We start from the raw sequence: 13,892 nt of genomic DNA on the forward strand, positions 1-13,892 counted from the left end.
GCACATTCAACATCAATATCGCCTGACCGGACACCATCGCTGGCAAGCCAGCTCCCACAAGGTTCTGCGCGGTATCTGGATTTTGTGAGCAACCGCGACATCTGTGGGAGCTGGCTTGCCAGCGATGAGGCCCTCAATGACCGCGCTTCAATTGCTGCTTGTGTTCGTACATTGCGCTATCGGCATCGGCCAGTAACCGATCCACTGTGTCATGGCGTTGCGGGTCGTATTCGATCTGGCCGACGCTGAAGCGAATCGCGTAACCCCGGTGCAACGTGGCGTTGCGCTCGTCGAGGATTTCCCTGAGTCGGGCCATGATCGCCGTGGTTTCGACGTGACTGGAGCCGGTCAGCAGCGCCACGAACTCATCACCGCCCAGGCGTCCGACCACGTCGCTCTCGCGAAAGGCGATGCGCAGCACATCGGCAAAGGTCTTCAGTGCACTGTCGCCCTCGGCATGACCGTAGAGATCGTTGATCTGCTTGAAGTCATTGAGGTCGAAAAACAGCAAGGTCGCTGGTTTTTCCAGCCGCGCGCAAGCGTCCAGTGCATGTTGCGCCAGCTGTTTGAAGCCACGGCGATTGGACAGCAGGGTCAGTTCGTCCATGCTCGCCATCTGCACCGCCGTCAACTCTTGCTCGGCCATCTGCGCCAGATCCCGCAGCAGTGCGCGTTCTTCGTCATCGAGTTCGCGGGGCTGGGTGTCGATCAGGCACAAGGTGCCCATTTTGTTGCCATTGGGCACCGTCAGCGGGTAACCGGCGTAGAAGCGGATGTTGGGCGCACCGGTCACCAGCGGGTTGTCGTAGAAACGCTCATCCTGCCGGGCATCCGGCACCAGCAGCAGTTCGTCCTTGAGGATCGCATGCCCACAGAATGAAACGTCCCTTGGCGTTTCCGTGACGTCCAGCCCCACGCAGGACTTGAACCACTGCCGGTCCTTGTCCACCAGCGTCACCAGGGCAATCGGCACGTTGAACAGGCGCTTGGCCAGGCGAGTGAGGCGGTCGAAACGCTCCTCCGGCGCCGAATCGAGGACATTCAAGCCATGCAGCGCTTGAATTCGGGTGGTTTCATTGGCGGGTTTGATCGGGGCCAGCATCACGCACTCCATCAGGGTCAATGACCGTTAGAGTAGCCTGATTCGCCAGCGACTCACACACCTCAACCGCCCGCCACCGGGCATGGCCCGCCCGCGTCGGCCCAAAGCTTGAACTGGGCCACAAAAATGTCATGGGGCACCGGCACCGGCGTGCGCCCTGCTCCGGGATTCCAGCCCCACAGCACCAGTTTGTCGTCGCTGACGTGTTTGATCAGCGCGGCGAAATCACGGTCGCCGTTGCTGGAGCGGTCCTTGATCATCGCGCACAATTTGTCCGGCGGCAGGCCGATCCAGGCCATCTTGTGCGCCGCCGGCGGCAGGCTCCAGTGCGGCGCCCCCGGCGGTGCATGCGAGCCATAACTTTCCGGCGGATTGCTCTCGGCGTGGCAGGTGGCGCAGGGCAAACCGGCGGCGCCCTTGCCGTCCATGCCGCGCACCACATTCATCGCGTGTGGTTTGCCCGCATCGAACTGCAGCGGCGAATCGCCGGGGATGTGGCAGTTCTGGCAGCGCGGGCTCTGGAACACCTTCTGCACCGTGCCGAACGCCTTCAGCGCTTCCTGATCATCGGCGAACAGGTCCGAGGCATAGCCGCCCAGCCCCAGCAGGATCACCGTGCCCAACAGCAGATGTCGTTTCATCTCACACCCCCGACAGTTGCAGCGGCAATTCACGCAAGCGTTGCCCGGTCAGCGCGTACACGGCGTTGGCCACCGCCGGCGCGGTGGGCGGAACCCCGGCCTCACCGATACCCCCGGGTTTGTCGCTGCTGGGCACGATATGCACTTCGACCACTGGCATCTCGTTGAGCCGCAGCACCTGATAATCGTGATAATTGGATTGCACCACCGCGCCGTCCTTGACCGTCAGCTTGCTGTGCAGCGCCATGCCCAGGCCAAAGGTGATGCACGATTCCATCTGCGCCGCGATGCTTTGCGGATTGACCGCGATCCCGCAATCCACCGCACACACCACGCGGTGCACGCGGATCGCCAGATTGTCCTGCGAGACCTCGGCCACCTGCGCCACATAACTGCCGAACGACTCGTGCACCGCCACGCCCAACGCGTGCCCGTCCGGCAGCGGCGCTGTCCAGTTGGCCTTCTCCACCGCCAGATTCAACACGCCGAGATGCCGCGCATGATCCTTGAGCAAGGTGCGTCGATATTCGACCGGGTCCTTGCCCGCCGCCGTGGCCATTTCATCGATCAAGGACTCCATGACAAACGCGGTGTGGCTGTGCCCCACCGAACGCAACCACAGCACATTGATCCCGGTTTGCGGCGAATGCAGCTCGACCTGCTGATGAGCCAGACCTTTGATGTACGGGCTGTCGGCCACGCCTTCGACCGAGGTTGCGTCGATGCCGTTCTTGACCATGGTCTGCTCCAGCATGGTGCCTGCCATGATCGATTGACCGACCAGCACATGCTGCCAGCTCAACGGCAGGCCCTGCCCGTCGAGGCCGATGCGCGCCTGATGCAGGAACATCGAGCGGTAATAGCCGCCACGAATGTCATCTTCGCGCGACCACACGGTTTTCACCGGCAGCCCGGCGGCTTTCGCCACTTGCACCGCTTCGGCGACAAAGTCCGAGGTCGGATTGGCCCGACGGCCGAAACCGCCACCGAGAAACTCGGTGTGAATTTCCACCTGCTCCGGTTTGAGACCGGTGATCTTGCCGGCGACCATCTGGTCGAGGGTCTGGAATTGCGTGCCGGTCCAGATCTCGCATTTCTCGGCGCTGATCTTCACCGTGCAGTTCAGCGGTTCCATCGGTGCATGCGCCAGATACGGCACGCTGTACTCGACGTCGATCTTCTTCGCCGCCTTGTCGAAGTTGCCCTGCGGGTCCCCGGCCCGGCTGGCGGAAGTGCCCGGTGTCGCCGCCAGCTTGCGGAAGCTGTCGAGCAGGCCCTGACTGCTCAGGTCAGTGTGCGGCCCCATGTCCCAATCGACCTTCAACGCATCGCGACCGAGTTTCGCCGCCCAGTAATGCTCGGCTATCACCGCCACACCGGTCGGCACCTGCACCACTTTGTGCACGCCGGGCACCGCCAGCGCTTCGGCGCCTTCGAAGGATTTGACCGTGGCACCGAACACCGGGGCACGGGCAACCATCGCAGTCATCAAGCCTTCAAACTGCACGTCCATGCCGAACCTGGCGCGCCCAGTGATTTTCTCCGGGGTGTCGAGGCGTTTGGTCGGTTTGCCGATGACCTTCCAGTCCTTGGCCTCCTTGAAGGTGATCGACTTCGGATCCGGCACCGGCAGTTGCCCGGCGGCGTCCGCCAGTTCGCCGTAAGTGGCGCGTTTATCGCCGGCGATCACCACACCCGACTCGGTACGGATCGTCGAAGGCGCCACGTCGAAGCGCTTGGCCGCCGCTTCCACCAGCATCTGCCGCGCCGTGGCCCCGGCGAGCCGGTAACGGTCGAACTCCATCCAGGTCGAGGTCGAGCCGCCGGTAATCTGCATCCCGCCAAACGCCGGCATGCCGTAATTGGCCGCCGAGGCTGGCGAGTGTTCGACGCGGATCTTCGACCAGTCGGCATCCAGCTCTTCGGCAATCAACATGGTCAGGCCGGTCCAGATGCCCTGGCCCATTTCCGAATGCCCCAGCAGCACCGTCACGCTGTTGTCCGCAGCGATGCGCAAGAACGCATTCGGCGCGAAGACCTTGCCTTCATTCTCCGCTGCCAGAGCAAATCGATGGGCACCGGGCACGACAAACGCCACCACCAGACCACCACCCAGCACGACGCTGCCCTTGAGAAAGCCGCGACGCGATACAGGACTGTTCATCGTCTATCTCCCAATCAGCCAATCTCGGCCGCACGTTTCACCGCTGCGCGGATTCGCGGATAGGTGCCGCAGCGGCAGATATTGCCGGAGAGCGCCTGATCGATATCGCTGTCGGTGGGTTTGGGGATTTTCGCCAGCAGCGCGGCGGCGGACATGATCTGCCCCGACTGGCAGTAACCGCACTGCACCACATCGAGCTCGGCCCAGGCCTGTTGCACCGGGTGCGAGCCATCGGTCGAAAGGCCTTCGATGGTGAGAATTTTCTGGCCGTGGGCCACGGCGGTGGCGGGCGTGATACAGGCACGCAACGGTGCGCCATCGACGTGCACGGTGCACGCCCCGCACTGGGCCATGCCACAGCCGAATTTGGTTCCGGTCAGGTGCGCCACGTCACGCAGGACCCAGAGCAACGGCATGTCGGCCGGCACATCGAGCTCCTGATCCTTGCCATTGATATTCAAGGTCAGCATCGGGGATTTCCTCAGACTCACGGTGTTCTGAAGGGGGCGTCGCTACGGCCATCGAAGCCTGTGCGCGCCTCGGCTTATCCCTTTCAGCAAAGCCTAATTTGCGCGTGAAGCCAGACGTTGCGACCACCGGTCATGACTCAACGCAAAAATGTCGACTTTAATCTTCTGGCTGATAACGGCGCTCGTCCGAACCATCACCACCGGTCTGCGACGAGCGCGGTAACCCTCACCTTGGTCAGGAGTCGCGAACATGGGATTTGTCACCACCAAAGACGGCGTCGAAATTTTCTATAAGGACTGGGGCCCGAAGGACGCCCCGGTGATCCACTTCCACCACGGCTGGCCGCTCAGCTCGGATGACTGGGATGCGCAGATGCTGTTCTTCCTGGCCCAGGGTTTTCGGGTGATTGCCCACGACCGTCGCGGGCATGGACGCTCGAGCCAGGTCTGGGACGGCCATGACATGGACCATTACGCCGACGATGCGCTGGCGGTGGTCACGCATCTGGGGGTGAAGAATGTGGTGCATGTCGGCCACTCCACCGGCGGCGGCGAGGTCATCCATTACATCGCGCGTCATGGTCAGGACAACGTCGCCAAAGGTGTGTTGATCAGCGCCGTGCCGCCATTGATGGTCAAGACCGAGAGCAATCCGGGTGGTTTGCCGAAATCGGTGTTCGATGATTTTCAGGCACAACTGGCGGCCAATCGTGCGCAGTTCTACCGCGATATCCCCAGTGGCCCGTTCTACGGCTATAACCGCCCGGGCGCCAAGCCCTCGGAAGGGATCATCGGCAACTGGTGGCGCCAGGGCATGATTGGCGGGGCCAAGGCGCATTACGACGGGATCGTCGCGTTCTCCCAGACCGATTTCACCGAAGACCTGAAGAAGGTCACCGTGCCGGTACTGGTGATGCATGGCGAGGATGATCAGATCGTGCCGTACGCGAACTCGGGGCCTTTGTCGGCGAAACTGCTGCCAAATGGCACGCTGAAGTCGTATCCGGGGTTTCCGCACGGGATGCCGACGACTGAGGCGGCGACGATCAATGCGGATCTGCTGGCGTTTATTCGCGGCTGAAACTCGAGCGATCAGAGATCTGCGGGGGCCACACATCCATGTGGGAGCTGGCTTGCCAGCGATAGCGGTGGATCAGGCAACATCAATTGTGGATGTGCCGGCCCCATCGCTGGCAAGCCAGCTCCCACAGGTTTTCAGGTGGTTGCTGAATACTCGGTCACACCAGGGACCGTGTGGGAGCGAGCCTGCTGGCGAAGGCGATCGGTCAGTCAATGATGGGTTGACTGACCCACCGCATTCGCGAGCAGGCTCGCTCCTACAAGGTTATGCCTCGGAACGCCCCGTCCCTTCGCGATCACGTTCGTAGTGGTGAGCCAATGGCAGCGCCGGCAACCAGGCCTCGCGACGGATAGTCCACAGTTCATAAGTCGGCGTGAACTGGTTCGGCGCGTCCAGCGAGCCGACATTCACTTCAATTTCATCCCCCGAACGCGCCAGTACCGGCGAACCACAGCGCGGACAGAACTCTCGCCCTTGATACGTGCCAGTCCTGCCACTGACGGTCACCGCATTCTCGGGAAATATCGCCGAGGCATGAAACAGCGCGCCGTGGTGTTTGCGACAATCAAGGCAGTGGCAGAGGCCGACGCGGTAAGGTTGGCCCGCTGCTTCGAAACGCACATCGCCGCACAGGCAACCGCCAGTCAATGGTTTCATGCTGTCTATCCTCTGCCAGACTCTGTTCAGCCTTTGAACATAGCAGCCGTACAAGCGAACGCCCATATTCTGCCTTACCGGAGACTGCGCCATGCCCTCCCCTGAGTCCACCCTCCTACAGAGCTGGCACGCCAACGCTGATGCCTGGATCGACGCGATCCGCAGCGGTGCCATCGAAAGCCGCCAGCAGGTCACCGATCAGGCGATCCTGCTGGCGATCATGGGCCGGCAACCGGAGCGCGTACTGGATCTGGGTTGCGGCGAAGGCTGGATGTTGCGGGCGCTGGCGGATCGCGGTATCGATGCGGCGGGCGTCGATGGCGATGCAACCTTGATTGATGCGGCACGCGACGCCGGTTCGGCCAAGGTGCATGTCGCCAGTTACGCGGCATTGGTCGACGCCGAAATTGATATTGGCGGTGATTACGATTTGATCTGCGCCAACTTCTCGCTGCTGCATCAGGACATCATTCCATTGCTCGCGGCGATGAATGCATTGTTGCTCCCCGGCGGCGTCATGATCATTCAGACCCTGCATCCGTGGACCGTGGCGGCCGGCAATTATCAGGACGGCTGGCGTGAGGAGTCGTTCGCCGCGTTCAAGGGCCAGTGGCAGCCGATGCCCTGGTATTTCCGCACGCTGTCGAGTTGGTGCAACGCGCTGGACATGGCCGGGTTTCAGATTGTCAGTTTGCAGGAGCCGCAGCATCCGCAGAGCCCGGTGCCGCAGTCACTGTTGATGATCGCCGAACGCCGCTGACTCCCTGCACATCCTGACTGAGTCACAGATATTGTGGGAGCTGGCTTGCCAGCGATGGCGGTGGCTCAGGCAACATCACTTCTGAATGTGCCGACCTCATCGCTGGCAAGCCAGCTCCCACAGGTTTCAGGGTGTTGGCTGAATTGCATTGCACTTGTCGATCTACGGCACCGCCATTCGACCAAGGACTGACTACGCTATAAATCCTGCGTGTCTAACCTGCCGAGGATGACTGCCATGCAACGCTTTCAAAAACTCACACCGTGCCTGTGGTTCGATGATCAGGCCGAAGCCGCCGCCAAGTTCTATTGCTCGATCTTCGATCATTCGAAAATCACCGGCCTGACCCACTACAGCAAGGTCGGCCAGGAATTTCACGGCAAGCCGGAAGGCGCGGTGATGACTGTCAGTTTCGAACTCGACGGCCAGACCTTCACCGGCCTCAACGGCGGACCCATGTTCAAGTTCAGCGAAGCCATTTCGTTTCAGGTCAATTGCCAGAATCAGGAAGAAGTCGACCACTTCTGGGGCAACCTCTCGGCCGGCGGCCCGATCGAGGCCCAGCAATGCGGCTGGCTCAAGGATCAGTTCGGGGTGTCGTGGCAGATCGTACCGGTGGCGTTCATGCACATGATGCAAGACCCCGACACCAGCAAGTCGCAACGGGCGATGCAGGCCGTGTTCAAGATGAAAAAACTCGACATCGCCGAACTGGAGCGGGCCTTTGCCGGCCAGAGCTAATACACTCCGGTTCTGGCCTGCCGGGAACCATGACGATGAAACACGCTGCCGCCAAAAACCCTGAAAAAGCCCCACGCTTCTGGCGCGACGCTGCCCTGCCTTTCATCGAAGCGCGGGCCATCGCCGATGGCCGTGAGGTCTGCTACTCGCGCCATTCCCATGCGCATTTTTCGATCGGTGCGATCACGGCCGGGCGCAGCATTTATGTGCATGAGAAATCGAGGTTCGAAGTCGCCGCCGGCACTGTGGTGCTGATGAATCCGGGCGACGTGCATGCCTGCAATCCGCTCGATGATCAGCCGTGGTCGTACTTGATGTTGTATGTCGATACGCCGTGGCTGACAGATCTGCAGCATCAACTGGGGTTCAGTGCGGAGCTTGAGTTTCGGCGGTTTTCCATTACTCATCTGGATGACCCACAACTGTTTCGTGACCTGCAAGGGCTTTACGCCACACTGATCGACGAGCAGCAGGACGTACTGCGCAAACACAGCGCAGTGGTGGAGTTTTTCAGCGATCTGCAGTTGCGCCTGAACCCGGCAGAACCGGCGCTGCGCGAGCCGAATTTCAAGCTCGAACGCGCTGCGGATTTCATCCGCGAACACTGCACCGATCTGCTCAGCCTAGAGGACATCTGCACGGCGGCGCAGTTGTCACCGTCGTATCTGATCCGTGCGTTCAAACAGCATTACGGCATGACCCCGCATGCCTTTGTAGTCAACCAGCGCATCCAGTTCGCCCGCGAACGCCTGCGCAGCGGCCAGTTGATTGCCGATGTCGCACTGGAAGCAGGGTTTGCCGATCAGGCGCATTTTCAGCGCGCATTCAAACAACATCTGGCGGCAACCCCCGGCCAATATCGCGGCTGACAGGCGAAAGCGGCTACGCTGAGGATCAGCGGCCAATTCCGGCCCGGGAGTCTGCTCCGGATGATTCTGATTCTTCTGCCAAATGCCGATTACGATCCGACCGAAAGCAGCGTGCCGTGGCAGGCGTTGCGCGACGCAGGTATCGAAGCGCGTTTTGCCACGCCGCAAGGCCTGCCGGCTTACGCCGACCCACGTTTGGTGAGTGTTGGTTTCGGCCCGTTGAACGCCATACTGATGACCCGTAAAGCGGACTTGAACAGTTACGCGCAGATGATCGAAAGCGCGGAATTTCAGCAGCCGCTGGCGTATGCCGATGTCGATCCGTCTCAGTTCGAAGGTTTGCTGATTCCCGGTGGTCACGCCAAAGGCATGCGCAGCCTGCTGGAGTCCGGGCAGGCCCGGCAGATCGCCCTGCAGTTTTTCAAGGCACAGAAACCGGTGGCGGCGGTGTGTCATGGCGTGTTGTTGCTGGCGCGCACCCTCGACCCCGATACCGGGCGTTCGCTGCTGTTCGGGCGCAAGGTCACAGCGCTGCTGGCAGCAACCATGGAGTTGCCGGCCTGGCTGCTGACCGCACCGTGGCTGGGGCGTTACTACCGCACGTACCCGCAGACCGTCGAGGCAGAAGTGACGGCCGCGCTGTCGCGCACCTCCGACTTTATACGCGGCCCGCTCATTGCCAGACGTGACAGCGCGCAGGCGCCGCAAACCGGGTTCGTGGTGCGCGACGGCAACTTGCTCACGGCACGCTGGCCGGGTGATTGCCATCGCTTCGCCGCAGAATGGGTCGCCATGCTGCAGCAGCTTGAATGATCACTCCCCTGTAGCAACTGCCGCAGGCTGCGATCTGTTGCTGTTGCAGGCTCAGGGCAACAACAGATAAACCGCGCTCGCCGCCAGCAACAAAGCCATCAACCGATTGAACAAGCGCATCCCCGCCGGATTGCCCAGATAACCACGCAGAAACGTCCCGGCGTACACCCAGCAACCGACCGACAGATAACAGATCACCAGATACACCGCCGCAAACTGCCAGACCAGCCGCGCCTCGCCATCGGCGACAAACGCACCCATCCCTGCCACACACGCCAGCCACGCTTTCGGGTTGAGCCATTGCATCACCGCGCCGTACAGCATCGACGGCGCCCGCGCCGTCTCGCCGGCATGCACCTGGCCGTCATCGGCAGCCAGTTTCCAGGCCATGAACAACAGAAACGCCACCCCGGCCAGTTGCACAACTCGGGTCAGGAATGGCCACAGTTTCAGGACTTCATGCAGGCCCAACCCCATCAGCACCAGCAACAACACAAACCCCAGCGTCGCTCCCGCCACATGCCGCTGACTGGCCCGAAAGCCGAACTGCGCACCGGAACTCAGCGCGACAATATTCACCGGGCCCGGGGTTATGGACGCCACCAGAGCAAACGCCGCCATCGACACAATCAGACTCATTACACACCTGCTGCAGATCGGGGAGAAAGAGACTCAGGTTAACTAAGGCAGGGCCTCATGTATTGAAGAAAATTGCCCTGGTATTGACTGGCATGAAACATATATTGAAACCAATACTGCAAAACAAGCCCTGGCTGCGTCGATATAGTCGCCCTGCGAAAACAACTTTCGTCGTACTCGTTTATTGACCCACCTATAAACCATGGATGGACTGACACCCAATGACAACTTCAAGCAATCTTTTTACTCCCGCGCCGTTACCAAGTGAGCAACTTGAGCGTCGTGCTATTGCGCAGACAATAAGGGAAACACTCGAAAAGCGGGAAAAGGAAAAGAGCGGCAGCTACTATGCCTACCCCACCAACCTCTTTAACAGCAAGCAACTGTGCATTTCAACTCTTGAAGGAAGTCAATTCAACCAGGCACATTTTTCGGCACACATCGTCCTGCGCCAACTGATACGTCAGCCACAATTCGTTGCGATCGTCGATACGTTGGAAGTCGATAATGACCACTGGACATTGGTCAATAAAGAGGGCGAGATCTTTCAGGTCCATGAAGTCGAAAAAGCTGATGGGAGGTTTATCGAACGCATCAATATCACTCAGCAGGTCCACGCGATCGATTCATTGAAATCCGACCTGCAACTGCTGGCCAGAAGTGCAGTCATGACAGGCGGGATCGTATCTTCAAGCGACCGTCTGCCCTTGCTCAACTGGCTGCAGTACCAGCAACTGAACCAGCCCGAGACAGTGGAACAGCTTGAAAACCTGATCGCCTGGCTCGAACTGACGTTGCCGCTGCCACCCACGCATGGCAACTACTGGGGCATATCGAACGAAACAGGCGCGACAGCTCTGTGCATCGACGAAGATCAGCACCCGGATATCAACCAAGTCATTTATAAGTTGATGGACAAAGGTGAGCCGCGCCGGGAACCGCTGATCAACTATCTGGCGGTTGCCCTGCTCAAGCATGAGACGCCGACAGCCCTGCGTGAATCCCCGCGTTTCGCCTGGGCACGGCTGATCGAGACCGAAGAAGCCAAAGCCTTCGTCCAGTCCTGCATCGAAGCGCTGAATATACCGTCCATCTCCAATGCGACTGGGCTGAGCACGGAGCAGCGCAGTCGCTTGCTGGTTGCAGCGATCATGCTGGATCTGGCGTTGGGTCGCGAGGACAAGAACCAGAATTTCATTGAGCAGCACATCTATAATCCGGGTCACGTGCAGGCGAATGCCTATGAGGTAAAACTGGCACTGGAACAAGCACTCGAACGCGGACGTATCAAGGAGTATGCAGTTCCCCTGACGCTGGAACTGATCCTCGCCGGACTTGCACCGGAGTTCCTGGTCAGGCTACCCACGACTCTACAGATCGGCACGCCAGGCTGGGTAATTCTGCGCAAAGCGGTACGACTGGCCGAGAGCATCGCGCCTGGCCTGTCCCGTCAGATGTCCTATGACAAGCTGCTTGAATTGGGCGCGATTTTGCCCACCAGTGCGCAACAGCAGACCCTGCATGACTGGGCGAGCCTGCAAGGCATCATGGACTGGTCGCTGCTCAATGGCCTGGAACCGGAAAATGCTCATGACCTGCCAACCCAGGAGCTCTTCAAGCAGGCTGCCACGCATTACAACGCCCACATCGAAGCGATCGGCTCCGCGCTGACAACGATCGCCACCCCGCCGGTCAGCCGTCGCAAGCTGGCGAAAGACGAGCTGTACGAGATTAATTGCGACCCGATGATACAAATAGCGTTGCCGGTCGAACGCGGAGCCAAGCGCGGTTATCATTCCGTGCTTGATGTCTATATGACCCGCGACCGGTTGTTCAAAAGGCGCTATGACAGGCCCTCTGGCACAAGTATCTACAAGGCATATCCGGGCCTGTTGACACTCAAGCCAATCAATGACATTTACAAGGAAGAAGTAAAAAACTATTTCACAGAATACAAAGCGGCAATCAATACAACTGTGCGCCTGGCACTTTCACGATTACCACTGGAAGAGCGGATGGCACTTGAATTTGGCAAAACGGCCATCTACAGCGTGCGTGATTTCTCCCAACAGATCCAGATAACCAGCGCCTTCGTACCTTTTGATCCACGTGAAATAGCTCGTTTTGGCAGCATGGTGTTTTGCAAGTATGGATTGCATTTTTACTGTTTTGAAATATTCCCCCTGCAAGGCGTTTGCCGAAATAATCCGGTACTGGCTAAAGCTTACAGCCTCGGCGAAACACTCGGTGAGTACGGGTGGTTTAATGTGAAACCGAATGGCGAAAGCGACTTCAAGTCGATGACGTATCTTCACGCGCGAATCGAGAAAAGCGCCTACTTCAAAGGCGAGCCCCCCGTGGGTGAGGAGTCGCGAGACGTGGGCATCATTCTCGAACGGTTTGCCGAGCTTGATCAACCTGATGCCGCGCGACCTTTTACGCGCAGCCCTATTCAAAGTTTCAACTCGGAGCGGTTCTACGAGATTGGCCAAATGATTGTCGAACATAGTCCCCCGACCAATTTTGATCAGTTTTATGAACTCGGTTACGACAGACCCGCCCTGGAGAAGATACTCGATGACAACGACAACATCATCGAAGTCGTTCTTGACCTCGTCATCCCGTTCCGCCAGTGCATCAAAGGCCTGACCTCCAGTGACCCGGATCTTCGCAGCGGCGCCATATTCAGTTGCGTCATGGACCTTACCGCGATCCTCTTCGTCTTTGCCGGAGCCATCGGTCCGTTCAGCAAGGCGCTGGGCAGCAGCACAAGACTGTTAAGCCTGACCAAGGTCGGCGCAAGCGTTGCGCTGTCAGTGTTCAACCCCCTCGATGGCGTTCCGAAGCTGGCCTATGGTGGTGCCAAACTGGTCGGCAAAGGCGCGATGAAGCTCAGCCATTTCGGCCAAACCGTCATCCGGGCAGGAGCGGGACAACTTCGAGCGCTGAGCAGTACCAGCAGCGGCTCGTACGATCTGGTCAAGGCATTGAGCAAGTCCGGAGCTGCAGCGGAGATTCGCATGACTTTGCCGACGGTGGCGCATGCCAGAGCGTTGTTCAAGGATGACACCATCGAGAGCGCAAGCCAGATCCTGGCCCGGCTGACTGACAAGACCGTTGCGTTCCCCAAGGATGTCAGCGCTCTTGAGCTGGATAAGCTTTTCCAGAGTTCAATTTTCGAGACCACACGTAAACTGCAATCAACTCAGGAGCTTGAGAAGCTGATTGGCAAAACAGCTGTGGAAGAGCTGCTAAAAACCTTCATGTCCAAAAATCCGTTCGACTACAGTGCTACACGTACGCTAGGCAATGGATATTCAACCTTGCTGGCAACGGTCACCGAGGTCGAAGTGCGCAAAGCCAACTACATCAAAACTTATCAGCAGAATCTGCTGAAACAGGACTTGGGCGCAGCCCCCTACAATGGGATATTGGAAGAATCGCGATTCAACATTCGAGGCCTCAGCGATAATGCCGAGCGCGCCGGTGCATGGATTGTTTATGCATCGAACTCGCAAGGTAACGACTTCGACAGCATCGTGGCGATACTGCGCGAATACGCGGCCAGCAACAAGTCGCTGACCGATCCTGCGGTCATTGCACAGTTACATCTTAGTATCGCGCCCGCCACCGCCGCCACCATTCGCGTGGGCTTGAATGAGGCGAAGTATGTTAGCAACATCAGTGGCTTTGCGCTGATGCAGGATCACCTGAAACTATTGAACCCCGCTCATGAACACTTCGGCAAGCAACTGCTCGGTGCGGTTGTGGGTTTCCATGCGTTCGGTGACGGCAATGGCCGCACAGGCCGTGCTTTGTTCGCAATCAGCGAGCTACGACGCAACCGTTTCAACCCGCTTTCGAAAGAAGCGTTCAACGCAATTCATGGTGTCGATGGACCACTGTCAGGCATCTGATCACGAGTAGCAGCGGCCCGGCCGGCGTTCACCCGCCG

Annotated in this window: 12 protein-coding genes; 6 read left to right on the forward strand and 6 right to left on the reverse strand. The window is 59.2% G+C overall.

The genetic code is table 11. The features are described 5' to 3' along the window. Nucleotides 1-133 precede the first annotated feature (133 nt). The 4 genes from ACU680_RS23875 to ACU680_RS23890 all read right to left on the reverse strand — a co-directional run bounded on the left by ACU680_RS23875 (nt 134) and on the right by ACU680_RS23890 (nt 4,377). On the reverse strand, nt 134-1,102 hold the full coding sequence (locus ACU680_RS23875) for a sensor domain-containing diguanylate cyclase (protein ID WP_448180668.1): 969 nt from the start codon (nt 1,100-1,102) through the stop codon (nt 134-136). Between the two features lie 62 nt (nt 1,103-1,164). Then, nucleotides 1,165-1,743 carry a hypothetical protein gene (locus tag ACU680_RS23880; protein WP_448180669.1) on the reverse strand — a complete coding sequence of 193 codons (579 nt, stop codon included), beginning with the start codon at nt 1,741-1,743 and terminating at the stop codon, nt 1,165-1,167. A 1-nt stretch (nt 1,744) separates the two neighbouring features. Beyond that, on the reverse strand, nt 1,745-3,907 hold the full coding sequence (locus ACU680_RS23885) for a xanthine dehydrogenase family protein molybdopterin-binding subunit (RefSeq protein WP_448180670.1): 2,163 nt from the start codon (nt 3,905-3,907) through the stop codon (nt 1,745-1,747). Between the two features lie 14 nt (nt 3,908-3,921). Further along, on the reverse strand, nt 3,922-4,377 hold the full coding sequence (locus ACU680_RS23890) for a (2Fe-2S)-binding protein (RefSeq protein WP_007965305.1): 456 nt from the start codon (nt 4,375-4,377) through the stop codon (nt 3,922-3,924). A 250-nt stretch (nt 4,378-4,627) separates the two neighbouring features. On the opposite strand from ACU680_RS23890, the gene ACU680_RS23895 reads away from it, so the two are divergent. Then, nucleotides 4,628-5,458 (forward strand): alpha/beta fold hydrolase, encoded by an 831-nt coding sequence (locus tag ACU680_RS23895; RefSeq protein WP_007965303.1) that lies wholly within the window; start codon nt 4,628-4,630, stop codon nt 5,456-5,458. 264 nt (nt 5,459-5,722) lie between these two features. Here ACU680_RS23895 and ACU680_RS23900 read toward each other — a convergent pair whose 3' ends face one another. After that, a complete protein-coding gene (locus tag ACU680_RS23900) occupies nt 5,723-6,115 on the reverse strand; it encodes a GFA family protein (RefSeq protein WP_448180671.1) in 393 nt (130 codons plus the stop codon). A gap of 91 nt (nt 6,116-6,206) precedes the next feature. Here ACU680_RS23900 and ACU680_RS23905 point away from each other — a divergent pair, with 91 nt between their 5' ends. The 4 genes from ACU680_RS23905 to ACU680_RS23920 all read left to right on the forward strand — a co-directional run bounded on the left by ACU680_RS23905 (nt 6,207) and on the right by ACU680_RS23920 (nt 9,298). Continuing rightward, the gene (locus ACU680_RS23905) at nt 6,207-6,875 is read left to right on the forward strand and encodes a class I SAM-dependent methyltransferase (protein WP_448180672.1); all 669 of its coding nucleotides are present in this window, start codon (nt 6,207-6,209) and stop codon (nt 6,873-6,875) included. Nucleotides 6,876-7,112: 237 nt separating this feature from the next. Then, complete coding sequence (locus tag ACU680_RS23910) at nt 7,113-7,616, forward strand: VOC family protein (RefSeq protein ID WP_448180673.1); 504 nt, start codon at nt 7,113-7,115, stop codon at nt 7,614-7,616. A 35-nt stretch (nt 7,617-7,651) separates the two neighbouring features. After that, nucleotides 7,652-8,485 (forward strand): AraC family ligand binding domain-containing protein, encoded by an 834-nt coding sequence (locus ACU680_RS23915; protein ID WP_448180674.1) that lies wholly within the window; start codon nt 7,652-7,654, stop codon nt 8,483-8,485. Between the two features lie 60 nt (nt 8,486-8,545). Then, nucleotides 8,546-9,298 carry a type 1 glutamine amidotransferase domain-containing protein gene (locus tag ACU680_RS23920; RefSeq protein WP_448180675.1) on the forward strand — a complete coding sequence of 251 codons (753 nt, stop codon included), beginning with the start codon at nt 8,546-8,548 and terminating at the stop codon, nt 9,296-9,298. A gap of 51 nt (nt 9,299-9,349) precedes the next feature. Here the strand turns inward: ACU680_RS23920 and ACU680_RS23925 are convergent, their stop codons facing one another. Beyond that, a complete protein-coding gene (locus tag ACU680_RS23925; protein ID WP_448180676.1) occupies nt 9,350-9,937 on the reverse strand; it encodes a LysE family translocator in 588 nt (195 codons plus the stop codon). Between the two features lie 221 nt (nt 9,938-10,158). Here ACU680_RS23925 and ACU680_RS23930 point away from each other — a divergent pair, with 221 nt between their 5' ends. Continuing rightward, complete coding sequence (locus ACU680_RS23930) at nt 10,159-13,854, forward strand: hypothetical protein (RefSeq protein ID WP_448180677.1); 3,696 nt, start codon at nt 10,159-10,161, stop codon at nt 13,852-13,854. The last annotated feature ends 38 nt before the right edge of the window (nt 13,855-13,892 follow it).

The organism is Pseudomonas sp. LF020 (assembly GCF_053456425.1).

Coding starts and splice junctions, on each gene's coding strand:
- ACU680_RS23875 (WP_448180668.1), bottom strand. CDS start 1,102: ATGCTGGCCCCGATCAAACCCGCCAATGAAACCACCCGAATTCAAGCG.
- ACU680_RS23880 (WP_448180669.1), bottom strand. CDS start 1,743: ATGAAACGACATCTGCTGTTGGGCACGGTGATCCTGCTGGGGCTGGGC.
- ACU680_RS23885 (WP_448180670.1), bottom strand. CDS start 3,907: ATGAACAGTCCTGTATCGCGTCGCGGCTTTCTCAAGGGCAGCGTCGTG.
- ACU680_RS23890 (WP_007965305.1), bottom strand. CDS start 4,377: ATGCTGACCTTGAATATCAATGGCAAGGATCAGGAGCTCGATGTGCCG.
- ACU680_RS23895 (WP_007965303.1), top strand. CDS start 4,628: ATGGGATTTGTCACCACCAAAGACGGCGTCGAAATTTTCTATAAGGAC.
- ACU680_RS23900 (WP_448180671.1), bottom strand. CDS start 6,115: ATGAAACCATTGACTGGCGGTTGCCTGTGCGGCGATGTGCGTTTCGAA.
- ACU680_RS23905 (WP_448180672.1), top strand. CDS start 6,207: ATGCCCTCCCCTGAGTCCACCCTCCTACAGAGCTGGCACGCCAACGCT.
- ACU680_RS23910 (WP_448180673.1), top strand. CDS start 7,113: ATGCAACGCTTTCAAAAACTCACACCGTGCCTGTGGTTCGATGATCAG.
- ACU680_RS23915 (WP_448180674.1), top strand. CDS start 7,652: ATGAAACACGCTGCCGCCAAAAACCCTGAAAAAGCCCCACGCTTCTGG.
- ACU680_RS23920 (WP_448180675.1), top strand. CDS start 8,546: ATGATTCTGATTCTTCTGCCAAATGCCGATTACGATCCGACCGAAAGC.
- ACU680_RS23925 (WP_448180676.1), bottom strand. CDS start 9,937: ATGAGTCTGATTGTGTCGATGGCGGCGTTTGCTCTGGTGGCGTCCATA.
- ACU680_RS23930 (WP_448180677.1), top strand. CDS start 10,159: ATGACAACTTCAAGCAATCTTTTTACTCCCGCGCCGTTACCAAGTGAG.